Origin of the sequence: Novosphingobium sp. EMRT-2 (assembly GCF_005145025.1) — a bacterium.
Lineage (GTDB): Bacteria > Pseudomonadota > Alphaproteobacteria > Sphingomonadales > Sphingomonadaceae > Novosphingobium.
Genome location: NZ_CP039695.1, coordinates 2,400,058 through 2,422,929, shown reverse-complemented (window position 1 = coordinate 2,422,929; position 22,872 = coordinate 2,400,058). Strand labels below are relative to the sequence as shown.

The 22,872-nt window shown below is 67.4% G+C and carries 23 protein-coding genes; 5 read left to right on the top strand and 18 right to left on the bottom strand.

Going from position 1 to position 22,872, the window contains the following annotated elements; genetic code table 11:
* Positions 1–631 precede the first annotated feature (631 nt).
* The 6 genes from FA702_RS11930 to FA702_RS11905 form a co-directional block, all read right to left on the bottom strand.
* Positions 632–1,177: a GNAT family N-acetyltransferase gene (locus FA702_RS11930; protein WP_136956323.1), complete on the bottom strand. Its 546-nt coding sequence runs from the start codon at positions 1,175–1,177 to the stop codon at positions 632–634.
* The gene (locus FA702_RS11925) at positions 1,174–2,385 is read right to left on the bottom strand and encodes a DUF445 domain-containing protein (RefSeq protein WP_210417643.1); all 1,212 of its coding nucleotides are present in this window, start codon (positions 2,383–2,385) and stop codon (positions 1,174–1,176) included. Before FA702_RS11925 ends, FA702_RS11930 begins: the two co-directional genes overlap by 4 nt.
* Before the next feature lie 125 nt (positions 2,386–2,510).
* Positions 2,511–5,702, bottom strand: coding sequence for an efflux RND transporter permease subunit (locus tag FA702_RS11920; RefSeq protein ID WP_136956322.1), 3,192 nt, complete (start codon positions 5,700–5,702; stop codon positions 2,511–2,513).
* A gap of 16 nt (positions 5,703–5,718) precedes the next feature.
* Positions 5,719–6,966, bottom strand: a complete 1,248-nt coding sequence (locus tag FA702_RS11915; protein WP_136957380.1) for an efflux RND transporter periplasmic adaptor subunit — start codon at positions 6,964–6,966, stop codon at positions 5,719–5,721.
* Positions 6,967–7,327: 361 nt separating this feature from the next.
* Entirely contained in the window at positions 7,328–7,627 is a 300-nt protein-coding gene (locus FA702_RS11910; protein WP_124809897.1) for a DUF1153 domain-containing protein, read from the bottom strand.
* Between the two features lie 15 nt (positions 7,628–7,642).
* Positions 7,643–7,978 (bottom strand): hypothetical protein, encoded by a 336-nt coding sequence (locus FA702_RS11905; protein WP_136956321.1) that lies wholly within the window; start codon positions 7,976–7,978, stop codon positions 7,643–7,645.
* 179 nt (positions 7,979–8,157) lie between these two features.
* On the opposite strand from FA702_RS11905, the gene mnmA reads away from it, so the two are divergent.
* Positions 8,158–9,315, top strand: a complete 1,158-nt coding sequence (gene mnmA / locus FA702_RS11900) for a tRNA 2-thiouridine(34) synthase MnmA (RefSeq protein ID WP_210417534.1) — start codon at positions 8,158–8,160, stop codon at positions 9,313–9,315.
* A 12-nt stretch (positions 9,316–9,327) separates the two neighbouring features.
* Here mnmA and FA702_RS11895 read toward each other — a convergent pair whose 3' ends face one another.
* Positions 9,328–9,732 carry a hypothetical protein gene (locus FA702_RS11895; RefSeq protein ID WP_136956319.1) on the bottom strand — a complete coding sequence of 135 codons (405 nt, stop codon included), beginning with the start codon at positions 9,730–9,732 and terminating at the stop codon, positions 9,328–9,330.
* A gap of 32 nt (positions 9,733–9,764) precedes the next feature.
* On the opposite strand from FA702_RS11895, the gene FA702_RS11890 reads away from it, so the two are divergent.
* Positions 9,765–10,898, top strand: a complete 1,134-nt coding sequence (locus FA702_RS11890; RefSeq protein WP_136956318.1) for a serine hydrolase — start codon at positions 9,765–9,767, stop codon at positions 10,896–10,898.
* On the opposite strand, the gene FA702_RS11885 is transcribed toward FA702_RS11890, so the two are convergent.
* Both FA702_RS11885 and pdxH read right to left on the bottom strand, forming a co-directional pair.
* Positions 10,891–11,883, bottom strand: coding sequence for a cation diffusion facilitator family transporter (locus FA702_RS11885; RefSeq protein WP_136956317.1), 993 nt, complete (start codon positions 11,881–11,883; stop codon positions 10,891–10,893). The genes FA702_RS11890 and FA702_RS11885 overlap by 8 nt on opposite strands.
* Before the next feature lie 10 nt (positions 11,884–11,893).
* On the bottom strand, positions 11,894–12,505 hold the full coding sequence (gene pdxH, locus FA702_RS11880; protein ID WP_136956316.1) for a pyridoxamine 5'-phosphate oxidase: 612 nt from the start codon (positions 12,503–12,505) through the stop codon (positions 11,894–11,896).
* Between the two features lie 208 nt (positions 12,506–12,713).
* Between pdxH and FA702_RS11875 the strand changes: the two genes are divergently transcribed.
* The 3 genes from FA702_RS11875 to fabI are packed head-to-tail and all read left to right on the top strand — an operon-like array spanning position 12,714 to position 15,571.
* Entirely contained in the window at positions 12,714–13,676 is a 963-nt protein-coding gene (locus tag FA702_RS11875) for a DnaJ C-terminal domain-containing protein (RefSeq protein WP_136956315.1), read from the top strand.
* Positions 13,677–13,682: 6 nt separating this feature from the next.
* Positions 13,683–14,771, top strand: coding sequence for a YihY/virulence factor BrkB family protein (locus tag FA702_RS11870; protein WP_136956314.1), 1,089 nt, complete (start codon positions 13,683–13,685; stop codon positions 14,769–14,771).
* Positions 14,768–15,571: an enoyl-ACP reductase FabI gene (gene fabI / locus FA702_RS11865; RefSeq protein ID WP_136956313.1), complete on the top strand. Its 804-nt coding sequence runs from the start codon at positions 14,768–14,770 to the stop codon at positions 15,569–15,571. Before FA702_RS11870 ends, fabI begins: the two co-directional genes overlap by 4 nt.
* Before the next feature lie 45 nt (positions 15,572–15,616).
* On the opposite strand, the gene FA702_RS11860 is transcribed toward fabI, so the two are convergent.
* The 9 genes from FA702_RS11860 to FA702_RS11820 all read right to left on the bottom strand — a co-directional run bounded on the left by FA702_RS11860 (position 15,617) and on the right by FA702_RS11820 (position 22,855).
* Positions 15,617–16,204 (bottom strand): hypothetical protein, encoded by a 588-nt coding sequence (locus FA702_RS11860; protein WP_136956312.1) that lies wholly within the window; start codon positions 16,202–16,204, stop codon positions 15,617–15,619.
* 106 nt (positions 16,205–16,310) lie between these two features.
* A complete protein-coding gene (locus tag FA702_RS11855) occupies positions 16,311–16,823 on the bottom strand; it encodes a demethoxyubiquinone hydroxylase family protein (protein ID WP_210417533.1) in 513 nt (170 codons plus the stop codon).
* Entirely contained in the window at positions 16,820–17,317 is a 498-nt protein-coding gene (locus FA702_RS11850) for a disulfide bond formation protein B (RefSeq protein WP_136956311.1), read from the bottom strand. The genes FA702_RS11855 and FA702_RS11850 overlap by 4 nt, the downstream gene beginning before the upstream one ends.
* A 4-nt stretch (positions 17,318–17,321) precedes the next feature.
* Positions 17,322–18,680 carry a S41 family peptidase gene (locus FA702_RS11845; RefSeq protein WP_136956310.1) on the bottom strand — a complete coding sequence of 453 codons (1,359 nt, stop codon included), beginning with the start codon at positions 18,678–18,680 and terminating at the stop codon, positions 17,322–17,324.
* 99 nt (positions 18,681–18,779) lie between these two features.
* Positions 18,780–19,994, bottom strand: coding sequence for a murein hydrolase activator EnvC (locus FA702_RS11840; RefSeq protein WP_136956309.1), 1,215 nt, complete (start codon positions 19,992–19,994; stop codon positions 18,780–18,782).
* Positions 19,995–20,004: 10 nt separating this feature from the next.
* On the bottom strand, positions 20,005–20,430 hold the full coding sequence (locus FA702_RS11835; RefSeq protein WP_136956308.1) for a 23S rRNA (pseudouridine(1915)-N(3))-methyltransferase RlmH: 426 nt from the start codon (positions 20,428–20,430) through the stop codon (positions 20,005–20,007).
* A gap of 57 nt (positions 20,431–20,487) precedes the next feature.
* Positions 20,488–20,889, bottom strand: a complete 402-nt coding sequence (gene rsfS, locus FA702_RS11830; RefSeq protein ID WP_136956307.1) for a ribosome silencing factor — start codon at positions 20,887–20,889, stop codon at positions 20,488–20,490.
* A gap of 130 nt (positions 20,890–21,019) precedes the next feature.
* The gene (locus FA702_RS11825) at positions 21,020–21,739 is read right to left on the bottom strand and encodes a nicotinate-nucleotide adenylyltransferase (RefSeq protein WP_255504809.1); all 720 of its coding nucleotides are present in this window, start codon (positions 21,737–21,739) and stop codon (positions 21,020–21,022) included.
* A gap of 33 nt (positions 21,740–21,772) precedes the next feature.
* The gene (locus FA702_RS11820; protein WP_136956305.1) at positions 21,773–22,855 is read right to left on the bottom strand and encodes an aldo/keto reductase; all 1,083 of its coding nucleotides are present in this window, start codon (positions 22,853–22,855) and stop codon (positions 21,773–21,775) included.
* Positions 22,856–22,872 lie beyond the last annotated feature (17 nt).

Sequence of the window (22,872 nt, the reverse complement as noted above, 5' to 3'; positions counted from 1 at the left end):
CAGTGGTGAGCGACCATCCTTCACGGTGTTATCGATTTGCTTGTTTGGCAGGGCTTTAACGAGCGTTACGAACGGGTCATTTTGACGGCAGGCGTAAACAGCCCAACCTTTCCTAAAAATGATCATCGAATCGAGTCTATTTTTTCTCGATCTCCGACTCTCGAGCCTGCTTCCTAAATTGAATAATATGACCATTTCCCAAATACCACACTCCCGCAATTGAGCAAACGATGGCATATTTAGGAAATCCAGATATATAGAATCTATCTATTAAATATTGCGCAAAATACATAACACCAAAGAAAATTACAAACCAAACGAGAATAAAAAATATATCGTATTTTCTAGACATATTATTATACTCTACAAATTTTCACACTTATTTCATGCGAAAATTTATCAATCCCTGTGCTATGATACGTTACCGGAGCTACGCTTGCAATGGCACAGGAAGCGTCCTGAAAACCTCCCCACCCGTTCGTCCTGAGCCTGTCGAAGGACGCGCGCGATGCTGGCCTCGCATGGCAAACTGACCCAAGATCAACCGTATCGCGTGTCCTTCGACAGGCTCAGGACGAACGCGGATTGGGATGCCCGAGACCCAGCGACAGCCTCGTGTCCGGACAGCCGCCTAAATCGCAACCCCTTCCGGCAGCCGTTCCAGCAGGATCAGCGGGCGTTCCTCGCCCATGTCCTCCACGGCATAGCGCACGAAGCCCAGCCGGGCGGCGAGCGCGAGCGAGGCGTCGTTGCCCTCCTCGATCATGCAGGCGATCCGGCGCGGGCCGATCGCGGCGTCGAACCAGTCGATCGCGGCGCGCATGGCCTCGCCGGCGATGCCCTTGCCCCAATCCGGCTGCGCCACGATCCAGCCCGCCTCGATCGCGTCGTCCAGCCCCTTGCCGAAGCCGCGCCACGAATGGAACAGGCCGCACAGCGCCACCAGCCGGCCGTCGGCGCGGTCGCGGCAGATGAACGTGCCGTAGCCATAGAGCGCCCAGCTTCCGGCGTTCCGGATCAGCCGTGCGAACTCGTCCGCCTCGCTCGTGGGACGATCGCCCAGGAAGCGCCGGACTTCGGGCGGCGCGACCATCGCGAACAGTTCGGCCCGGTCGGACGCGCGCGGCTTCCACAAGGCCAGGCGTTCGGTCAGCAGGAAGGGTTCGTCGTCGTTCATAGCAGCACGTCCACGGCATGGATCGAAACACCGACCAGCCCGCCCACCAGCGTGCCGTTGATGCGGATGAACTGGAGATCGCGGCCGACCGCGCCCTCGATCCGGTCGGTCACGGTGCGGGCATCCCAGCGGCGCACCGTTTCCGATACCAGCCGCACGATCTGCCCGCCATAGCGCGTTGCCACGCCTACCAGCGTGCGCCGGGCGAAGCGGTTGACCAGCAGTTGCAGCCGCGCGTCGTGCTGGAGCGCCCGGCCCAGCTCGCCCAGGCTGGCGCCAAACTGGCCCGAGAGGACGCCATCGGGCTGGCGCACCGCCTTCAGCAGGCCGGCGCGCCCGCGTTCCCACACGGCATCGAGCCAGGCAGCAAAGGCGGGATTGGCGAGTACTTCTTCCTTCATGCGCTCCACCCGCGCCCGCATCGCATCGTCGTGCACCAGATCGTGCGCCAGCTGCTCCAGCCCTTCCTCGATCTTCCGGCGCAGCGGATGGTCCGGCATCACCACGGTTTCCGCCAGCAGCTTGTACAGGCCATCGAGAATGCCGTTGGCCAGCCGCTCGTCCAGCCCGGTCCAGCGCAGGATCGCGTTGGCGCGATCGTGGATCATGGTGCGGACAAGTTCCTCGTTCGCTTCCAGCGCCAGCGCCGCGCGGCGCGCCAGCCCCTCGATCACCGGCATATGCCGGCCATCGGCGATCATCGCGCCCAGCAGCTGCCCCAGCAGCGGCGCCAGATCGAACTTCGCGATCTGGCCGCGCAAGGCCCCCTTGGCGAGGCCGCCCAGCTTTTCCGGATCGAGCGATTCGAGCACATCGGCCACGAGATTGGCGGCGCCCGCGCGCACCCGGCCTTCTCCGCCGCGCGGATCGGCGAGGAAGCCGCCCGCCATGGCCGCCGCGTTCATCCCCGCCAGCCGGCGCGCCACCACTTGCGGGGTGAGGAAGTTTTCGCGCAGGAACGCCGCCATCGAATCGGCCAGGCGGTCCTTGTTTTCCGGGATGATCGCGGTGTGCGGAATCGGCAGCCCCAGCGGATGCCGGAACAGCGCCGTCACCGCGAACCAGTCGGCCAGTCCGCCGACCATCGCCGCCTCGGCAAAGGCGCGCAGGAAGCCCCACGCGGGCGGTCCGCCGCCCTGTTCGGCCTGGCGGGCGAGGAAAAACAGCACGGCCATGATCAGCAGCAGGCCGGTCGCGAACAGGCGCAGCCGACGTGCGCGGTCATCGGCCCGATCATCGGGAAGGAGTGTCCCTTTCAGGCGCGCGGCCGTGCGGGTCCGGGAAGAGGCGCGGGGAGGCATCGCCTCCCCCGCCGGATCGTCGGAGAAATCCGTCACTCGGCCGGTAACGCTCCGTCGGCGGTTTTGTGCCGGGGATCATGCGGATCGTAAGTGAGCACGCGCCGGCCCAGCCACGGGCCGATGCGCTTCTCGACGCCGTCGGCCAGGCTGAAGCCCGCCGGCACGATCAGCAGCGTGAGCAGCGTCGACAGCGTCAGCCCGCCGATCACCACCGTGCCCATCGGCGCGCGCCAGCCGCCATCGCCGCCCAGCGAAATCGCGGTGGGCACCATGCCCGCCACCATGGCCACCGTGGTCATCACGATCGGCTGCGCGCGCTTGTGCCCGGCTTCGAGGATCGCCGCCAGCTTGGGCGTGCCCGCTTCCATTTCCTCGATCGCGAAGTCGATCAGCAGGATCGAGTTCTTGGCGACGATGCCGAAGAGCATGAGGATGCCGATGAACACCGGCAGCGATTGCGATTGCCCCAGCACCAGCAACAGCAGCAGCCCGCCCAGTGGCGCCAGGAACAGCGAGCCCATGTTGACCAGCGGCGAGATGAAGCGGCGGTAGAGCAGCACCAGCACCGAGAACACCAGCAGCACGCCTGCGGCCAGCGCGACGAAGAAGTTGTTCAGCATTTCCTGCTGCCAGCGGTCCTCGCCCGCCGGCGCGTTGGACACACCCTGCGGCAGGTTGCGCATGATCGGCAGGTTCTTGATCGCTTTGTCGGCCGTGCCCTTGACCACGCCTGGCGGCAGGTCCGCGCCAACGAAGACGCGGCGGTTCTGGTTGTAGCGCTGGATCGTGGTGGGGCCGGAGCCGAACGAGATCGTCGCCACGCGGGCCAGCGGCACCGATCCGCCGGACGCGGTGGGCACCGGCAGGTTCTCGTACGTCGACAGATCGCGGCGCGACAGGACCGGCAGCTTCACCCGGATCGGTACCTGCCGGTCGGACAGCGAGAACTTGGCGCTGTTCTGGTCGATTTCGCCCTGCGTGGCGATGCGGATCACCTGACTCAGCGCCTGGGTGGTCACGCCCAGCGAGGCGGCAAGATCCATGTGCGGCGTAATCACGATTTCGGGACGGCGCAGGTCCGCGCTGATCCGCGGCGCGACCACTTCCTTCAACCCGCTCATCTGTTCAACCAGCGTCTGCGCGGTCTTCTGCAGCAGTTCGGGATCGGAGCCGGACAGCATCACGCTGATCGGCCGACCCGATCCGCCGCCGGGGCCGCCACCGTTCTGCGACTGGAAGTTGACGCGCGCGTCCGAAACCTGCTGCAGCACCGGCGTCAGCTTGCGCTCGATGTCGAGGCTGCTTTCCTTGCGGTCCTTCTTCCAGTTGAGGAACACGCGGCCGTTGCCTTCGCGGATGCGCTCCAGCGCCACGCCCAGGTCGGGCTGGTCCTTCACCAGCGCCAGCACCTCGTCCACCTTCTGTTCGGTCTGCTCGATCGTGGTGCCGGGCACCATGTCGATGGTGATCGTGCTGAAATCGTTGTCGGTATCGGGGAAGAACTGCTGCGGGATCACCATGAACATCACGCCGGTCAGCAGCAGCGCGGCAAAGCCGATGCCCATCATCCACAGGCGATGGTCGCGCAGGCGCGCCATGGTCCAGTGGCGGAAGCCGGGACGGATGCCCCGCGCGCGGACCGAGGCGAGGTAGGCCTGCACGCGCGCGGTATCGAGCGACCACGTCAGGATCTTCATGTAGCGGTCCATCCACGGCCCACCACCATGTTCGGCGTGGCCGTGCGCTTTCAGGAAATAGGCCGCGACCATCGGCGTGATCATGCGCGCCACCAGCAGGCTGAACAGCACCGCCACCACTACGGTCATGCCGAAGTTCTTGAAGAACTGGCCCGAAACGCCTGGCATCAGCGCCACCGGGAAGAACACCGCGACGATCGAGAACGTCGTGGCCAGCACGGCCAGCCCGATCTCGTCCGCCGCGTCGATCGAGGCCTGATAGGCGGATTTGCCCATGCGGATGTGCCGGACGATGTTCTCGATCTCCACGATCGCATCGTCCACCAGCACGCCCGCGACCAGGCCCAACGCCAGCAGCGACATGGTGTTCAGTGTGAAGCCCATCAGGCTCATCACCCAGAACGTGGGGATGGCGGACAGCGGGATGGCGATCGCCGAAACGATGGTCGCGCGCCAATCGCGCAGGAAGAAGAACACCACGATGACCGCCAGCACCGCGCCTTCCACCATCGACGACATCGAGGTGCGGTATTCGTCCTTGGTGTAGCCCACGCTGCTGAACAGCTGCTGGAAGCGGACCTTGTTGCCCTGTTCCGCCTGCAGCTTGGCCAGTTCCTTGACCGTTTCGTCATAGACGCTGACGTCGGATTCGCCGCGCGCGCGGGCAATGCTGAAGGTGACGACCGGCTTGCCGTTGAACTTGGCGATCGACGTGATTTCGCTGTAGCTGTCGCGCACGTCGGCCACGTCGGCCAGCTTCACGGTGCGCCCGCCGCTCAGCGCGATTTGCGTCTGCGAAAGGTCGAAGGCCGACCGCGCATTGCCCAGCACGCGCACGGACTGGCGCGCGCCGGCCACTTCCGCCTTGCCCCCGGCGGCGTTCAGGTTGACCTGGCGCAGCGTGGCGTTGATCTGGTTGGCGGTGACGCCCAGCGACTTCATCCGCATCGGATCGAGCGTGACCGCGATTTCGCGGTTGACCCCGCCGGCACGCGCCACTTCCGCCATGCCCGGCAGCGCCAGCAGCCGCTTGGCCACGGTATCGTCGATGAACCACGAAAGCTGCTCGATCGTCATGTCGTCGGCCGAAACCGCGAAATAGGCGATCGGATCGGACGAGGTTTCCGCCTTGAACACCGACGGTTCCAGAATGCCGTCGGGCAGTTCGCCGCGCACCTGGTCGACCTTGTTCTTCACCTCGCTGACGGCCGCGTTGATATCGGTGCCGATCTTGAACTGGACCATCGTCTGGCTGCTGCCTTCGGATGCCGTCGAGGTGATCGTATCCACGCCCGCAATCGTGCGAACGCTGGATTCGACCTTCTGGGTGATCTGGTTCTCGATCTCGGTCGGCGCCGCGCCCGGTTGCGAGATCTCGACGATCACCATCGGGAACTCGATGTCCGGATTGTTCTGGACCTTCATGCCCATGAACGAGACCAGCCCGGCCAGCGTCAGCCCAAGGAACAGGACGATGGGGACCACCGGGTTGCGGATGGACCAAGCCGAGATGTTGCGGAAGTTCATGGCGCCGGGCTCCGGTTCAGTGGCCGGTGGCCGGCTTGGCTACCGTTGTTCCGCCCGCCACCGGGCGCACGGTGTCCCCCGGGTTGAGGAAGCCGCCCGCGCGCAGCACGATCCGTTCGCTGCCGTTCAGCCCTTCGCGCACGACGATGCCGGCCGCCGTCACATCGCCGACCTTCACGGGGCGGCGCTCCACCTTGTTGTCCTTGTTCACGACATAAACGAAGGCGCCGTTCTGGTCGTTGAGGATCGCCGATTCGGGCAGCATCGGCGCGGTCACCGTGCCGCTGCGAATCGTCGCGCTGGCGAAACCGCCGGGCCGCAGCGCATCGTTATAGGGCAACGCGATGCGGGCGATGCCTTCGCGCGTGGTCGCGTCGATGGTCGGCGCCAACTGCCAGATCTGGCCGGTAAACGGCGTGGCCGTGCCCACCGGCGTCACGTCGGCGCTGACGCCCACGGACAGCTTGGCCATGTCGGCTTCGGCGAGACGCGCCTGCATTTCCAGTTCGCCACCCTTGGCGATGCGGAACAGCACGCCGCTGCCGCTGCTGACCACCTGCCCCGGCTCCACGCCACGCGTCAGCACCAGGCCCGCTTCGGGCGCCAGGATGTTGAGCCGCGCGGTGCTGGCGCGCAACTGGCCCAGCGTGGCCTGCGCCACGCGCACTTGCGCGACCGCCGAATCGCGCGTGGCGGTCAAGCGATCGACGTCGGCCTTGGAAATGAAGCCCTTGTCGACCAGCTTGAGCGCGCGATCGAGATTGGACTGGGCGATCCGCGCGTTGGCAGCGGCCACTTCCACGTTGGCGGCCTGGCTTTCGACCTGCTGCGCCTGCACCGACCGGTCGATGACCGCCAGAACCTGCCCGGCTTGCACCCAGTCGCCCGCGTCGACCAGCACGCTCGCCACCTTGCCGCCTTCGCCGGCGACGCCGACGGGCATCTCGCGCCGCGCGGCGATCGTGCCGCTGGCAACGATGGTGCCCTGCACCGAGGTCATGCCCGGCGTGATGACCGTAACCGTCTGCGCCTGCGCCCCGCTCTGCGCCGCATCGCCCGTCGCTGCCGCGTTGTGGTGCTTGAAGTAGTAGGCGCCGCCCAGCGCGAGCAGGACAAGCGCCACGACCAGCAGCACGCGGCCGCGCGACCATCCGCCGCCGGTCCGCCCGACTTCCATGTACCCCGACGCGACACCCGCATCGGCGGCATCCGCCTGCCGGCCGGCGTCGTTCATGTCCGCACTGATGCTGGTTTCGTAGTTCATCGTTTTCACGCGTCGGTCTCCACGGTGGCCGGGGAGACCTGCCCCTTCCTTCAAACCAAGGTGTATTATACGTGTATGGCAGTGGCCGCAAGCAGGCCGTCCGCGCAAGCTTGGCACCTTTGTTCATGGCAATAGACGTCGAAACGACGAGTGGCAATTCTGGCTCGACGAAGAACGATCCATGCCCTTGAAGGCATTCCGCCGTTGTGGACCGGTCCCATCCGCTAGCGGGGACTGTCCGCGCCATTATTCATCGTCGCAGCACGCGCGCGCGATCCCGGCTTGGCCGAAGCACCGCCCAAACGGAAACAGCCGCCCCTGAAAACAGGAGCGGCTGCCCGTGGATAACCGGTAGGAAGCGTCAATACTTGAGCTGGCGCTCGTACAGATCGCGGTAGTGCTGGATGCGCGTGACGCGCAGGCCCTGCATGCCGGAGCGGTCGACCGCCCGCTGCCACGAGGCGAATTCCTCGATCGTCAGGCTGTAGCGTTCGCACACTTCGTCGATCGTCAGCAGCCCGCCATTGACGGCGGCCACGACTTCGGCCTTGCGCCGGACCACCCAGCGCTTGGTGTTGGGGGGCGGCAGGCTATCGACCGTCAGCGGTTCGCCGAGAGGTCCGATAACTTGCGCCGGTCTGATTTTCTGGTTCTCGATCATGGCAATACTCGTCGATCAGCTCGGCTCGACAGGGGGGGAGGGCGGCGTTTGCTTCGCCGGCAATGTTCCTCCTTCCGCTTTGCCATTCGTTGAACGGGTTGGGTTAACGGGAATTTCAGTATTTTCGCCGGCCGTCAGGAGGCTTGCGGCAAGCCCGTGAAAGCTGGCAGCACCCTGCAGCGTGGTGCTGCTGGGCAACGCCTGTTTCACCGCCTTGCGCAGATCCTGCGCCGCGACCAGACGCGCGCACAGTTCGTGCCAGCCGAGCGGACGCAGGCGTTCGCCCTGGCCCCCGCTTTCGACAAGGCACGAATCACCCGGTGGCCGGATATCGTTGAATCCCATTTCCATGAGCGGGTCTCTACCCCGGGCAGTCATAAGGGACGGTAAAGGCCGCCTTTACCAAGAGTTAGGAATAGCCATTCTGGCGGCAATTAATTGCTGCCATCGTCCGGCACATCGGCGGGGCACGGCCGGGAATTGCGCATTTTTCCTGCATTCCCTCCGCAAATGTGCTTATGGGACGGCGCATGGCCAGTCTTTCCTCCGTTTACGATTACGCTACTTTTTTTGATCTGCCGCAGCCGTTGAACGCGCGGCGGATCGTCGTGGCGATGTCGGGCGGCGTGGATAGCTCGGTCGTGGCGGGCCTCGCCGCCGCCAGCGGTGCCGAAGTGATCGGCGTGACGCTGCAGCTCTATGATTACGGCGCCGCCACGGGGCGCAAGGGCGCCTGCTGCGCGGGTGACGACATCCGTGACGCGCGCGCCGTGGCCGACCGGCTGGGCATCGCGCATTACGTGTTCGATCACGAATCCAGCTTTCGCGAGGACGTGGTCGAGCGATTCGCCGACGATTATCTGGCCGGTCGCACGCCGATTCCCTGCATCCGCTGCAACATGGGGCCGAAATTCACCGACCTGTTGCGGATGGCGCGCGAACTGGGCGCGGACTGCCTGGCGACGGGGCATTACGTACGCCGCGTGATCGGCGCGGCGGGGCCGGAACTGCGCCGCGCGCTCGATCCCGCGCGTGACCAGAGCTATTTCCTCTATGGCACCACCGAGGAGCAGCTCGCCTTCCTGCGCTTTCCGCTGGGCGGCCTGCCGAAGACCGAAACGCGCCGGATCGCCGCCGAACTGGGCCTCGGCGTCGCGGCCAAGCCCGACAGCCAGGACATCTGCTTCGTTCCCGATGGCGATTACGCGCGCGTCGTGCGTTCGGTGCGCCCCGAAGGCGACGCGCCGGGCGAGATCGTCCATGCTGCCACCGGCGAAGTGCTCGGCCAGCATCGCGGTATCATCCATTACACGGTCGGCCAGCGGCGCGGGCTGGAGATCGGCGGCCAGCCCGAACCGCTCTATGTCACCGCGCTCGATGCGCCGCTGCGGCGCGTGCTGGTGGGGCCGAAGGCCATGCTCGCCGTCGGCCGCGCGCGAATCGTCGAGACCAACCGCGTCGGACCCCTGCCGCAGGATACGCCGCTAACCGCCAAGGTCCGGTCGCTGGCCAAGCCGGTGCCGGTAGTGCTGGAAGGGCCGTTCGGAGAGGGTGCGGACACCGCCATCCGGTTCCTGCAGCCGGAATACGGCGTCGCGCCGGGGCAGGCGGCGGTCCTTTATGCCGGCGATCGGGTGGTCGGCGGCGGCTGGATCGCCGAAACCGGCCGCTGGCAGGATGCGGCCTGACGCGGTTCCGGATCAGTTGTTCCAGGGCTGGAGCACGCAGCCCGATCCCTCGCGGTACGTCGCGGTCTGCCGGGCCAGCAGCGGAAAGCGCGCGGTCACGCTGCGCGCCTGCGTGTCTTCCGACAGGGTGATCATGTCCATGCCCGCCTCGAAATCCTTGCGGCAATCGCTGAGCGCGCGCCCGCCGACATAGCGGCACGAGCAGCCAACGCGCGCGCCATAGGATGCGCCGGTAATCGCGTATCCATGAATCCCCGGCCAGAAATAGGCGAGGATGGCCACCAGCAGCGCCACGACGGGAAGGATCAGACGCCAGCGTCGTCGCCGGCGCGGTGGCGCGCCATTGGCCGGGAAGCCGGCCGGGTTCGATCCATTCCGGTCGGACTTTGCGGAAGAAGGTGCGTTTGCGGTTGCCATGTCCGGGCCATCTGGAGGAAAGGACTGGCGCCATGGCCCGCCCGCGCTTGTCCCATATCCTGCCCCTGCTGATTGTGCCAGCCTTGATCGGCTGCGGCAGGTCCGGGGAAGCGCCCGCACCGCCGCCCCCGCCGCTTTCAGACGCCGCGATGAAGGCGGTTGTCGAGGAACCGGGAACGAATCGCGAAGGCCTGGCCCGCGCGGTCGATGCACTGTTCACCGATGCGGCGGCTTCGGAAACGCGCGCGGTGATCGTCATGCGCGGTGGACGGATCGTGGCCGAACGCTATGCCCCCGGCTACCACGAGAACACCCGCTTCGTGAGCTGGTCGATGGCCAAGTCGATCACCGGCGTGATGATCGGCATGCTCGTCTCGGACGGACGGCTGCGCCTCAACGAATCGGCGCCCGTCCCTGCCTGGCAGCGCCCCGGCGATCCGCGCGGGGAGATCACGCTGCGGCAGCTTCTCCAGATGCGCTCAGGCCTCAAGCACGTCGAGGCGGGCGATCCCGTCTATCGGTCCGACGAGGTGCGGATGCTGTTCCTCGACGGGCGCGACGACATGGCGCGCTATGCCGAGGACCAGCCGCTCGACAGCGAACCGGGCAAGACCTTCCGCTATTCTACCGCGACCAGCGTGATCCTGTCCGATCTGGCCGCGCGCGCGCTGGCGCCCGTGCCCGATGCCGAGCATCGCCGCCGCGCCGTGGCCGAATACCTGCGCACGCGCCTGTTCGAACCGGCGGGGATGCGCTCGATGCTGCCGGAATTCGACGCGGCGGGCACGCTGATCGGCGGATCGCTGATCCACGGCACCGCGCGCGACTGGGCGCGGTTCGGCGAGTTCCTGCGCAACAAGGGATCGGTGCGCGGGGCGCAGATCATCCCGCGCCAGTGGATCGACTTCATGACCACGCCATCGCCCCGTCAGGCGCAATACGGCGCGCAGATCTGGCTGAACCGCACGCCCAGCGGCAAGGACCGGCCCGCGCTGTTCCCCGATCGCGGCCCGAAGGACCTGTTCGCCTGCATCGGCCACCTTGGCCAGTACGTGCTGGTTTCGCCCAGCCGCAAGCTGGTGGTGGTGCGCCTCGGCAAGACACCCGACGACAAGCTGGGCGCGGTGACCGGCCACCTTGCCGACATCGTGGGCACGTTCAGGTAGAAAGTCCCCCCGCTGGCAATGCTTGGGCGGGAGCGCCCTGCACCGCCAGCGCCGGGCTTTCCCCGTCCGGCCCCGGCGCGAGAAGATCGCGCGCGCCCAGCGGCGCCTCGTTCACCAGGCCTTCGGGATCGGGGTGAATCAACACTTCCACACCGGGGAAGGCCTCCATCAGCTTTTCCTCGATCTCGTCCATCACGCGGTGCGCCTCGGTCACGGTCATCTTGCCGTCCACCCAGACGTGGAACTGCACGAAATCGCGATTTCCGCTGGTGCGCGTGCGCAGATCGTGCAGGCCCTTGAGTTCGGGATGCCGCGCCACAACCTCGAGGAACCGTTCGCGCTTTTCAAGCGGCCATTCGTGGTCCATCAGCTGCTCGATGGCTTCCTGCGAAGCGCCCCACGCGCCCCAGCCCAGCCACAGCGCGATGCCGAACGCGAAGACCGCATCGACGCCGGCCAGCGCGAAGTAATGATCGAGTACGAGCGCGGCGATCACCGCGAGATTGAGAAACAGGTCCGATTTGTAGTGGACGTTGTCGGTGCTGATCGCGAGGCTGCCGGTCTGGCGGATCACATGTCGCTGATAGGCAAGCAGCGCCACCGTGGCCACCATCGCCACAACCGAGACGATCACGCCCGATTCGGCCTCTGCCACCCGCTCTCCGCCCAGGAACTGCCCCACCGCGCGCCAGGCCAGGCCCAGCGCCGAGATCGAGATCAGCACGACCTGGAACATCGCCGCCAGCGCTTCGGCCTTGCCGTGCCCGAAGCGGTGGTTGTGATCGGCCGGCTGCGCCGCGACCCATACCCCCAGCAGCGTGGCGGCGCTGGCCACCAGGTCCAGCCCGGTATCGGCCAGGCTTCCCAGCATCGCGGTCGAATGCGTGGAGATCACCGCCCACAGTTTCAGGCCGGCCAGCAGCGTCGCCACGGCCATGCTGGCCATCGCCGCGCGCCGGTTGAGATCGGAGGGGATCGCGCTCATGCCATTCGCTTTACGGGTAAAGCAGCGTGCTGGTCCAGCCGCCGGCGCCATCGGTCACGAAGCGGCGGCGTTCGTGCAGGCGATGGTCGCGGTCCTGCCAGAACTCGATGGCGGCGGGCTTCACGCGATAGCCGGACCAGTGCACCGGCCGCGTGACCTCTCCGTCCGGGTATTGCGCGCGCAGGGCGTCCACCCGGTCAAGGTAGGTCTGCCGCGAATCGAGCGGGCGCGACTGGTCCGAGGCGGCCGAACCCAGCCGCGATTCGGGATGCCGGCTGGCGAAATAGGCGTCCGCCTCGGCCGCCGTCACTTCGGTGATGGTGCCTTCGACGCGAATCTGCCGGCGCAGCGATTTCCAGTGGAACAGCAGCGCGACGTGCCGGTTCGCGGCCAGTTCGCCGCCCTTGCGGCTGTGGAAGTTGGTGTAGAACACGAAGCCATCCGGCCCATGCCCTTTCAGCAGCACCATCCGCACCGACGGCACGCCTTCGGGCGTCGCGGTGGCGAGCGCCATGGCGTTGGGATCGTTGGGCTCGCTGGCCCGCGCCTGCGCGAACCATTCCTCGAAGATGGCGAACGGATCGGCATGGGGGATGGCATCGCGCGCTTGTTCAGGTTTCACGGCATTTTCCTGACGAAGTTGACAAAGTTGACACGGTCCAGAGGCAAACGGTCGCCCGCTTCGGACACGCTCATGTTAGGCTGGCAAGGCGCGGGATGGCCATGACGGGGATCAAGGTTCATGCACACCGCCTATCCTACCCCCGTGCGGTAGGAAAGCGCCGCTTGCGGCGTTGCGGAATTGGTCCACGCCGCCTAGCTAGGGAACCATGGCAGATCCCTATTCCATTCTTGGCGTAAACCGCAGCGCGAGCGAAAAGGACGTGAAATCCGCGTACCGCAAGCTTGCCAAGGAACTCCATCCGGACCGGAACAAGGACAATCCCAAGGCGGCCGAACGGTTTGCCGAGGTGACGCAGGCCTATGACCTCCTGTCCGACGAGGACAAGCGCGCCCAGTTCGACCGGGGCGAGATCGACGCGGAGGGCAATCCCACCAGCCCCTTCGGCTTCGGCGGCGCGGGCGGCGGCTTTGGCGGGGCGCAGCACGGCTATCGCCATTCGGGCGGCTTCGAGGGCGCCGGTGCCGAGGGCATCGATATCGGCGACATCTTCGAGGGCCTGTTCGGCGGGCGCGGCGGCCAGCCCGGCGGCGGTGGCGGTTTCGGCGGCTTCGGCGGCGCGCGGCGTGGCCCGCCGCCCAAGGGCGCCAACGTCGGCTACCGGCTGCAGGTCTCGTTCACCGACGCCGCCAGCCGGGCCAGCCAGCGCATCACCCTGTCAGACGGCAAGACCATCGACCTCAAGCTGCCCGCGGGCGTGGAAAGCGGCCAGCAGGTGCGCATTCCCGGCAAGGGCGAACAAGGCCCCGGTGGCGCCGGCGACGCGATCGTGACGATCGAGGTGGGCAGCCACCCGTTCTACGAGCGCGATGGCGACAACATCCGGCTCGACCTGCCGGTCACGCTCGACGAGGCAGTCAACGGCGGCAAGGTGAAGGTGCCGACCGTGGATGGCCCGGTGATGCTCACCGTCGCGCCCGGCAGCAGCAGCGGCCGCACGCTGCGGCTGAAGGGCAGGGGTTTTACCCGCAAGGACGGCACGCGCGGCGATCAGCTGGTGACGCTGCAGATCGACCTCCCGCCCGCCGACGGCGAGCTGGGCGCCGATCTCCAGACCCGGCTCGCAGGATGGCAGGACACCCGGAACCCGCGCGGCAAGCTGGGCGTTTAAGACGGCATGACTCCCGTATCCGGCCTTTCGCCCGGGCCGGGCGATGACGGAACGGAACGGGCTGCATCCTCGCCGGCCGGGCCGCCGATCGCACCGCTGATCGATGTTCCCGACCTTTCGCCCGAAGCCCGCCGCCGCGCCGCCCTGCGGCTCCCCCCGGATGCGCAGGGTTTTGTAGCGCCCGTGCCGCCCACCCGCCACGCGCGGGCGCTGGAAGTGATCCGCCGGGTGTGGACCGGCGTCTATCACGACGGGTTCATCCACGCCGGCAACTTCGCCTACATGGTGCTGATCGCACTGTTCCCGTTCTTCATCACCGGCGCGGCGATCTTTTCCGCGCTGGGCGAGGCCAGCCAGCGCGCCGCCGCGATCAACACCGTGCTGATCGCGATGCCGCCGGTGGTGGCCGAAGCGCTCGATCCGGTGGCGCGCAGCGTGGTGGAGATGCGCACCGGGTGGCTGCTGTGGGTGGGCGGGCTGATCGGGCTGTGGACGGTGGGCAGCCTTGTCGAAACGATCCGCGACATCCTGCGCCGCGCCTATGGCACGCGCTGGGAGCACGCCTTCTGGCGCTATCGACTGGCGTCCACCGGACTGATCGTGGCCTCGGTTATCCTGATCCTGCTCTCCATCGCCGCGCAAGTGGCGATCGGCACCGCGCAACAGGCGATCGAGGCGTGGATGCCGCAGTTCAGCGGATGGATCGCCAGCCTGTCGCTGTCGCGCTTCGTGCCGGCGGTGATCTTCTTCCTGGCGCTGTGGCTGCTGTTCATTTCGCTGACCCCCGGCGCCTACCGGGGCAGGCGCTATCCCAAATGGCCCGGCGCGCTGCTGGTCAGCCTGTGGTGGCTGGCGGTCACCGGGGCACTGCCGGGAGTGTTGCGCCATTTCTTCACTTACAACCTAACGTACGGAAGCCTTGCCGGCGTGATGATCGCGCTTTTCTTTTTCTGGCTTGTCGGCTTAGGGATGGTGGTAGGAGCCGAACTCAACGCTGCGCTCGCGGAAACGCCCGAAGAGCGCGATGTGGTGGGGCAGGCTGACGATCGCGCGCGCAGGGCGCGCCGGATGAGCATCGAGCAAGAGGGCGCATGACCGGACTGATGGAAGGAAAGCGGGGCCTGATCATGGGCCTTGCCAATGACAAGTCGCTGGCGTGGGGGATCGCCCGCAAGCTGCGTGAACAAGGTGCCGAACTGGCCTTCTCCTACCCCGGCGAGGCGCTGGAAAAGCGCGTCCGCCCGCTGGCGGCTAGCCTGGACAGCGATTTCCTGATCGAATGCGACGTATCGGACATGACGGCGCTCGATGCCGCGTTCGAAACACTGAAGGCGCGGTGGCCGACGATCGATTTCGTGGTCCATGCCATTGGCTTTTCGGACAAGAACGAGTTGCGCGGCCGGTATTATGACACCTCGCTCGACAATTTCCTGACGACGATGAACATCTCGGCCTACAGCCTCGTCGCCGTGACCAAGCGCGCCATCGCGATGATGCCCGAAGGCGGATCGATCCTCACGCTGACCTATTACGGCGCCGAAAAGGTCGTGCCGCACTACAACGTGATGGGCGTGGCCAAGGCGGCGCTGGAAACCAGCGTGCAGTACCTCGCCAACGATTGCGGGCCGCAGGGCGTACGCGTCAACGCGATATCGGCCGGTCCGATCAAGACGCTGGCGGCCAGCGGAATCGGCGATTTCCGCTATATCCTCAAGTGGAACGAGCTGAACTCGCCGCTGCGGCGGAACGTGACAATCGAGGACGTCGGCGGGGCGGGGCTCTATTTTCTGTCGGACCTGTCCTCGGGCGTGACCGGCGAAGTCCACCATGTCGACGCGGGCTACCACACGGTCGGCATGAAGCAGGAAGACGCGCCCGACATCGCACTGGGCTGATGACGAGACGCCCTTCCGTTCGTTAGCGGGAGGAGGGGCTGTCCGTCAGGGATGCGACGGTGTGATGGCCGGCGGCGGTGTCGCCGCGCCGGCGGCATCCTCGGCCGCGCGTTCCTTGGCCAGCTTTTCCTCGTACTGCTTTTCCAGCACTTCCACCCGCGCCTGTTCGGCGGCGGTATCGGCGTCGATCGTCTGCAGGCGCTTGGCGCGCTCCTCCTCGATCAGCCGGCCGAACTGCACGTCGCTCGACTGCTTCTTCTCGGCATAGGCGGCGTTGATCAGGCGCGAGACGCAGCCCGATGCCCCGCCCGAACCGACCGGGGAGCAGGAGTTCACGCCAGCCGCGCCCACCGTTTCATAGGCCCGGACGCGCTCGGTCCAGCCCTGGTTGGCCGAAGCGTTGGGATTGTCGCGCAAGGGCGCCGGAATGCGGAAGCGTTCGGATTCGTCCTTGCGCGCGCAGACCGTGATTTCGCCCGCGTTGGAGGCCGGGCAGGGATCGTCGCCATAGATGATCAGCTGGTTGACCTTCTCGCCCGATGTCGCGTCCTGCGCCAGGACGGGCTGCGATGCCGCGATGCCGGCGGTGGCGATCAGCGCCAGGGCGGTGATCCGGGGGTAGAAGCGCGTCATCGTGACTCTCCAGCTGGGTCTGGTGCCGATATAGGGCCGCACCCTCTTGAATGGTAGATGAAGCCCCGTCGCTGACCTGAATCAATCGGGCGTTCTGCCCGACCGGTCAGATCCGCTTCGAAAGGGCGATCGCCGCGCGGCAGCCGAAGCGGATGGCGTGGAACAGCACCGGATAGGCCGGCGCGCGCTCGGCCCCGGCGGCGATCGCCGCATCGCGGTGCTCGCGCTCGTCATCGCGGAACTCGCGCACCATGGCGGCCAGCTCCGGGTCGTCCTCGCCCAGTTCGTCGAGCTGTTCGGTATAGTGGCGGTCGATCTCGGTTTCGATGGCTGCGGTGCAGGCCATCGCCGCTTCCGGCCCGATCAGCGCGGTGGCCGCGCCCAGCGCGAACCCGGCAACCGACCACACCGGCTGGAGCGCCGTCGGCCGCACGCCGCGCTGCGCCAGCAACGCGTCGAACCGCTTGCGGTGATCGGCTTCCTGCGCCGCCATCGCCGCGACTTCGGCCGAATGCGGCGCGCGATCGCCCATCACCGCCATCTGCCCGGCATAGATGCGCACGGCGCCGTATTCGCCGGCCTGATCGACCCGGATCATCGCGGCGAACCTGTCATTCATGCCTGCAATCCTCCGGCGGAACGGCGGGCGCGCCCCAGCAGTCTGAAGACCGCGATCGCGCCGGCCATGGAAATGAGAAAGTTGTAGCCCGCCAGGCTCACCCCGAACAGCGTCCACGGCGCGACATCGCAGCGGATCACCGGCGCCGACATGATGGCGGCCAGCGGATCATTGCCCAGCTTGTGCGAGGAGCATGTGGTGATGCCTTCCCACCAGCCGTATTCGACGCCGGCGTGGAACGCCCCGATCAGCCCGCTGATGCCCGTGGCGACGGCGGCCAGCGTCACCAGCATGTCGCCCCCGCCGGTACGGCGCTGCGTCTGCGCGATCAGCGCCATGACGATCGCGGCGATATGCGGATAGCGCTGCCACCAGCACATCTCGCACGGCGGCAGGCCGAACGCGAACTGCGCGATTAGCGCCCCGCCCATCAGCGCGGCGGGGATCAGCAGCGCCAGGGTGTAGGCGGCGTTGCGGGACTGGGCCGGCGTCATCGCGTCAGCGCCTTCCCGCCGCGGCCTTCACGGCCAGCGCCTGCGGCGCGGTCCGGCCCAGCGTCTGCACCGCGTAATAGAGCTGGAAGTCGTCGATGCCCTTGGCCTTCAGTTCCTCGGCGGTCATCTTGAAGCGCGGATCCTCGCCCTTGTCGGTCTCGAGATCCTTGTCGTCCTTCAGCTCGTTGATCAGATGCCCGCGCAGATCGCTTTCGCGATAGGAGCGCAGCGCGCGCTTGCGCATGTCGGGGTCGGAAATCTGCGGCACGCGCACGTCGGGATCGATGCCGCCTTCCTGCACCGAACGGCCCGAGGGGGTGTAGTAGCGCGCCGTCGTCAGCTTCAGCGCGGTGTCGCGCGTCAGCGGGATCAGCGTCTGCACGCTGCCCTTGCCGAAGCTGCGTTCGCCCATGATCGCCGCGCGGTGCTGGTCCTGCATCGCGCCGGCGACGATTTCCGACGCGGACGCCGACCCCTGATCGATCAGCACGATCATCGGCACGCCCTTGGCGATATCGCCCGGCGTGGCGTTATAGACCTCGTTGTCGCGGGCATAGCGGCCGCGCTGCGAGACGATCGGCCCCTTTTCGAGGAACAGGTCCGAGAGCGAGACGGCTTCGTCCAGCAGCCCGCCGGGGTTGCCGCGCAGATCGAGGATCAGGCCGGCCGGGCGGTTGCCCGTCTTGGCGCGGATATCGCGCCACGCGGCGGCGACCTGCGTGCCGACGTTGGCGCTGAAGCTCGATACCGAGATCACGCCGACGTTGTCCTTCACCTTCCATTCGACCGGCTTCAGCTCGATCACCTGGCGCGTGATGGTAAGGTCGAGCGGCTCGTCGCGGCCGGGGCGGAACACGGTGAGGCGGATCTGCGTGCCCACTTCGCCGCGCATCTGGTCCACTGCATCGTCGAGCGAGCCGCCGTAGATCAGCTTGCCGTCGAGGTGGGTGATGTAATCGCCCGCCTTGATCCCGGCGAGATCGGCCGGCGTGCCCTTCATCGGCGCGATCACCTTCACCGCGCCGTCCTCCAGCGTCACCGACAGGCCCAGCCCGCCATAGGAGCCATCGGTCTGCGTGCGCAGGTTCTCGAAATCGCGCGCGTCGAGATAGGAGCTGTGCGGGTCGAGCGTGGCCAGCATGCCGTCGATCGCGCCCTTGAACAGCTTGTCGTCGTCCACCGGCTCCACGTAATTGGCCTTGATCCGTTCGTAGATCGCCATCAGCCGGGTAAATTCGGGGCCGGTCTTGGCGTCCACGGCGGCCAGTCCGGCGGTCGTCACCGGGATCAGCGCGATTGCCGACACGAGCGCGGTGGCACGGAAGAGGGAGGCCACAGTCTTCGCAATCGGGGTCTTCGCCATCGGGGACTTTCGCTTCAAGGGGGCCATGGGGCGGCGTTCTATAGCGGCGGCGCGATGAACGCCAGATGGCGCGGTGCGGTGATTGTCATGCGGGGATCATCATCCGCGCAGCGCCTGCAGCGGATTTACCGGCGCACCATCCTTGCGCAGTTCGACCGTCATCGTCGGACGGCCCGGCCCGGCCGCGCCCAGCGGCGCGCCCTGCACCACGGTTTCGCCCACATTCACGTCGAGCCGGCCGAGATTGGTGACGAGCGAGGTCCAGCCGCCATCGTGTTCGATGATGACGATCCGGCCATAGCCGCGATAGGGGCCGGCGAAGGCCACGCGGCCCGCGGCCGGCGCGACCACTTGCGCGCCCCCGACCGGCGCGAAGGTGAGGCCGGAAGACAGCCCGCCCGCGCCGCGTTCGCCAAAGCCGGTCACGATCCGCCCGCCGACCGGCAGAATCCACGAAAGCGCCGCCGAAGCGGTGGGCGTGGGGCCGGTATCGGCCACCATCAGGGCATCGCCCGGCCGTTCGGGGCGCGGCACCGGGCCGGGCAGCGCGGCCAGCCTCTGCCGCAGCGAGCCATCGGCCTGCAGCTGGTCCATCAGCGCGCGCAGATCGCGCGTCTGTTCGGCCAGCGCGAGCGCGCGGTCCGCCTCGCGGCTGGCCGTGCCTTGCGCGGCGCGCGATTCAATGCGCTGGCGGCTTTCGAGAGCGACAAGCTGCTGGCGCCGCGCGGTCAGCCCCTGTTCGCCTTGCCGCAACTGGTCGGCGGCCAGCCGCGCGCTGGCCTGCAAGGCGCGGCCGCGCACGATTTCCTGCCGCAGCCCGGCGGTGCGCTGCCGCACTTCGGGCAGCATCGTTTCCAGCACCGCGCGCAGATAGACGGTATCGCGCAGGGTATCGGCGCGCATCAGGCTGAACGCGAGCGGGCGGCGCGCCATGAGCTGCAGGGCCGCCGTCAGCCGCACCACCGGTTCCTGCCGCGCGGCGATGCGCAGCCGCAGCGCTTCGCGCTGGCGGTCGATCAGCGCGATCTTCGCCTGCGCCACCTGGATTTCGGCTTCGGACTGCTGGATGCGCGCGGCCACCGCCGCCGTTTCACGCGCGGTGCGGTCGGCCGCTTCGGTGGCCTTGCGCGCTTCCGCCTCCAGCTGTTCGCCGCGTGCCCGCGCCATCGTCAGTTCGCGGGTTGCCTGGCGCAGCGCGTCGCCCGCCTGCCCGGCATCGTCGAACGGCGCCGCCTGCTGTGCCACGGCAAGCTGCCAGCCTAACACGCCGGCCAGCGCGGCCATGGTGGCGAGAAGAAGCGTGCGCGACGTCATGACGCGGCGCTTATCCTTCGCGGTGGTAGGGATGGCCAGCGATAATGCTGGTGGCGCGCCACAATTGCTCGGCCAGCATGGCGCGGGCCAGCATGTGCGGCCAGGTCGCCGCGCCGAAGGCGAGGAGAAGATCGGCCTTGTCGCGCAAGTCCGCGTCGTGCCCATCCGCCGCGCCGATCAGGAAGCGCGTCTCGCGCACGCCATCGTCGCGCCAGCGGCCGAGAATGCCCGCGAACTCGGTCGAGGTGAGCTGGCGCCCGCGCTCGTCGAGCGCGACGGTGCGGACGGGCGTGGCCGCGGGCGGCGGGATTGTGCCGCCGCGATCGGGCAGTTCGGTCACCTTGAGGCCCCAGGCGACGCGCTTGGCATAGCGGTCGACCAACTCGGCCTCGGGCGAGCGCCCGATCTTCCCGCGCGCGATGATGTGCAGCAGCATCCGATTTCCGATCGGGAACGCTCTTTCCCCTCCTGACGGAAGGGCGAGCGCGCGTGCTTAGGCCGCGCCCGCGTCTCCGAACGCCCACATGCGTTCGAGGTTGTAGAAGCTGCGCACTTCCGGGCGGAACAGGTGGACCACCACGTCGCCGGCGTCGATCAGCACCCAGTCGGCGGCAGGCAGGCCTTCCAGCCGCGCGTTGCCGTAACCGCCCTGCTTGATCCGTTCGGCCAGCTTCTGCGCCATCGCCGCGACCTGCCGCGTCGAACGGCCGGACGCGATCACCATGTAATCGGCGATCGAGCTTTTGCCTTCGAGCGGGATCGAGACGATTTCCTGCGCCTGATCGTCATCCAGCGATTGCAGGACGAGATCGTGCAGCGATGCCGGCTTGGCCTTGGCGCCGGAGCTGGAAGTGGCGGCCCCGGCCTGGGCCGGAATGGTCTGGACAGTTGTCATCGCGGTGAGATGGTCTCCGTGGCTGGATTGTCAATGAAAAGGAAGCGGGCGCCGGTCAATCGTCCGGACGCCGAAACGGGCCGGACCGCCGGAATCCCGGCGACCGACCGCAAGGGAAGTACGCCGCGGCTCAGGGCTTTCCTGCCCCGCCGAAGCGCGTGATGCCGGAGGATGGGCCGGTTTGCAGAACGACCGGCCGATGCGTGAGGGCATCGAACGGCTCCGCGTCGACGAAGCGGCGAAACCATTCCGGATCGGCGGCACGAATGGCCGTGGCCGAACGAGGATCGGGATCGAAACGCAGGATCGTCAGCGCCGGGGCGCTCCGCTTTGCGCCGTCAATCAACTGTCCGGGCCGCCGGCGCCAGCGGCGCAACCAGGCCGTGGCGGGGCTCGCCAAGGCGGGTGCATCATAGCCCGGACGCGCGATAACCGCAATCGGCGTCTCCCGCGCGATCCGCCGCCAGTCCTTCCAGCGGTGGAACTGTGCCAGATTGTCGGCCCCCATCAGCCAGACGAAGCGCTTTTTCGGGTAGCGTCGGCGCAGCGCCGCCAGCGTATCGACGGTATAGCGCGTGCCCAGCCGCGCCTCGATCGCGGTCACGCGGATCGGCGCGCGGCGCGCGGCCGCCCGCGCCGAACAATAGCGCGCCGGCAGCGGGGCCATGCCATGCTCCGGCTTCAGCACGTTGCCCGGCGAGACCAGCCACCACACCTCGTCCAGCCCCAGCGCTTCGCGCGCGAACAGGCTGATGCGGCGGTGGCCGCCATGGGCGGGATTGAAGCTGCCGCCCAGAAGGCCGATTCGGGGCAGACCGCTTCGGGTCGGGCCGACGCGGGGGGAAGGAATCGGACCGGTCAGAACGGAACTCCGCCGATTCGCCTAGCGCGCCACGCGCCGGGGCGAGGCCGCCTTGGCGCGATAGGCGCCCTGCATGGCGAACATCCAGCCGGGGTATTCGCGCGGCAGGGCCGAGAGGGCATCGAGCCGGGCAAGCTCGTCCGCCGTCAGTTCCACCTCGCAGGCGGCGATGTTGTCGGCCAGCTGGTCGGCGCGCTTGGCGCCGACGATCACCGTCGTCACCACCGGCTGATAGAGCAGCCAGGCGAGCGCCACCTGCGCCACCGTGGCCGGCTTGCCGGCTGCGGTCTTTCCAGCGGCGATGGCCTGCATCGCCTCGATCAGGTCATAGGCGCGATCGAGTTCCACCGGCGGGAAATCGAACACCGCGCGGCGGCCATCGCCCTGGTTGGGGCCGCTGTTGCCGCCGTCGGTGGCGCGGGTGTACTTGCCCGAAAGCAGCCCGCCGGCCAGCGGGCTCCACACCATCAGGCCCAGCCCCTCGCTTTGCAGCAGCGGCACGATCTCGCGCTCCAGATCGCGGCCGGCGACGGTGTAGTAGGCCTGCAGCGAGGCGAACTTCTCGAGGCCGAGCCGCTCCGAAATGCCCAGCGCCTTCATGATCTGCCAGGCCGCCCAATTGCTGACGCCGATATAGCGCGCGCGGCCACTGCGCACGATGTCTTCCAGCGCGCGCAGGGTTTCCTCGATCGGGGTCAGCGCGTCCCAGCCGTGGATCTGGTAGAGATCGACATGGTCCATGCCCAGCCGGGCCAGGCTGGCGTCGATCTCGTGCAGCAGGTGGAACCGCGAGGCGCCGGCCTCGTTCAGCCCCGGCCCCATCGTGCCCATGGCCTTGGTGGCGACGACCACGTCGGGCCGCTTCACCCCCAGATCGCGCAGCGCCTGGCCGAGTATTTCCTCGGACCGGCCTTCCGAATAGACATTGGCCGTATCGATGAAGTTGATACCGGCGTCGATCGCCTGGCGCACCAGCGCGGTCGATGCCGCCAGGTCCAGTCCCGCGATCGGGCCGAACCGGCCTTGCGATTCGCCGAACGTCATCGTGCCCAGGCACAGCTCCGAAACGATCAGGCCGGTATTGCCGAAACGGTTGGTACGCATGGAAGAATCCTCTGCCT

Bases quoted from the DNA above. Each gene is read 5' to 3' on its own strand.
- FA702_RS11920 (WP_136956322.1), bottom strand. From the start codon at position 5,702: ATGAACTTCCGCAACATCTCGGCTTGGTCCATCCGCAACCCGGTGGTC.
- FA702_RS11895 (WP_136956319.1), bottom strand. From the start codon at position 9,732: ATGGCAACCGCAAACGCACCTTCTTCCGCAAAGTCCGACCGGAATGGA.
- FA702_RS11930 (WP_136956323.1), bottom strand. From the start codon at position 1,177: ATGAACGACGACGAACCCTTCCTGCTGACCGAACGCCTGGCCTTGTGG.
- FA702_RS11835 (WP_136956308.1), bottom strand. From the start codon at position 20,430: ATGCTGCTGCACATCATCGCGCGCGGGAAGATCGGGCGCTCGCCCGAG.
- FA702_RS11860 (WP_136956312.1), bottom strand. From the start codon at position 16,204: ATGACGCGCTTCTACCCCCGGATCACCGCCCTGGCGCTGATCGCCACC.
- FA702_RS11820 (WP_136956305.1), bottom strand. From the start codon at position 22,855: ATGCGTACCAACCGTTTCGGCAATACCGGCCTGATCGTTTCGGAGCTG.
- FA702_RS11890 (WP_136956318.1), top strand. From the start codon at position 9,765: ATGGCCCGCCCGCGCTTGTCCCATATCCTGCCCCTGCTGATTGTGCCA.
- FA702_RS11905 (WP_136956321.1), bottom strand. From the start codon at position 7,978: ATGGAAATGGGATTCAACGATATCCGGCCACCGGGTGATTCGTGCCTT.
- FA702_RS11840 (WP_136956309.1), bottom strand. From the start codon at position 19,994: ATGACGTCGCGCACGCTTCTTCTCGCCACCATGGCCGCGCTGGCCGGC.
- mnmA (WP_210417534.1), top strand. From the start codon at position 8,158: ATGGCCAGTCTTTCCTCCGTTTACGATTACGCTACTTTTTTTGATCTG.
- rsfS (WP_136956307.1), bottom strand. From the start codon at position 20,889: ATGACAACTGTCCAGACCATTCCGGCCCAGGCCGGGGCCGCCACTTCC.
- FA702_RS11875 (WP_136956315.1), top strand. From the start codon at position 12,714: ATGGCAGATCCCTATTCCATTCTTGGCGTAAACCGCAGCGCGAGCGAA.
- FA702_RS11885 (WP_136956317.1), bottom strand. From the start codon at position 11,883: ATGAGCGCGATCCCCTCCGATCTCAACCGGCGCGCGGCGATGGCCAGC.
- FA702_RS11915 (WP_136957380.1), bottom strand. From the start codon at position 6,966: ATGAACTACGAAACCAGCATCAGTGCGGACATGAACGACGCCGGCCGG.
- FA702_RS11845 (WP_136956310.1), bottom strand. From the start codon at position 18,680: ATGGCGAAGACCCCGATTGCGAAGACTGTGGCCTCCCTCTTCCGTGCC.
- FA702_RS11870 (WP_136956314.1), top strand. From the start codon at position 13,683: ATGACTCCCGTATCCGGCCTTTCGCCCGGGCCGGGCGATGACGGAACG.
- FA702_RS11855 (WP_210417533.1), bottom strand. From the start codon at position 16,823: ATGAATGACAGGTTCGCCGCGATGATCCGGGTCGATCAGGCCGGCGAA.
- fabI (WP_136956313.1), top strand. From the start codon at position 14,768: ATGACCGGACTGATGGAAGGAAAGCGGGGCCTGATCATGGGCCTTGCC.
- FA702_RS11850 (WP_136956311.1), bottom strand. From the start codon at position 17,317: ATGACGCCGGCCCAGTCCCGCAACGCCGCCTACACCCTGGCGCTGCTG.
- FA702_RS11910 (WP_124809897.1), bottom strand. From the start codon at position 7,627: ATGATCGAGAACCAGAAAATCAGACCGGCGCAAGTTATCGGACCTCTC.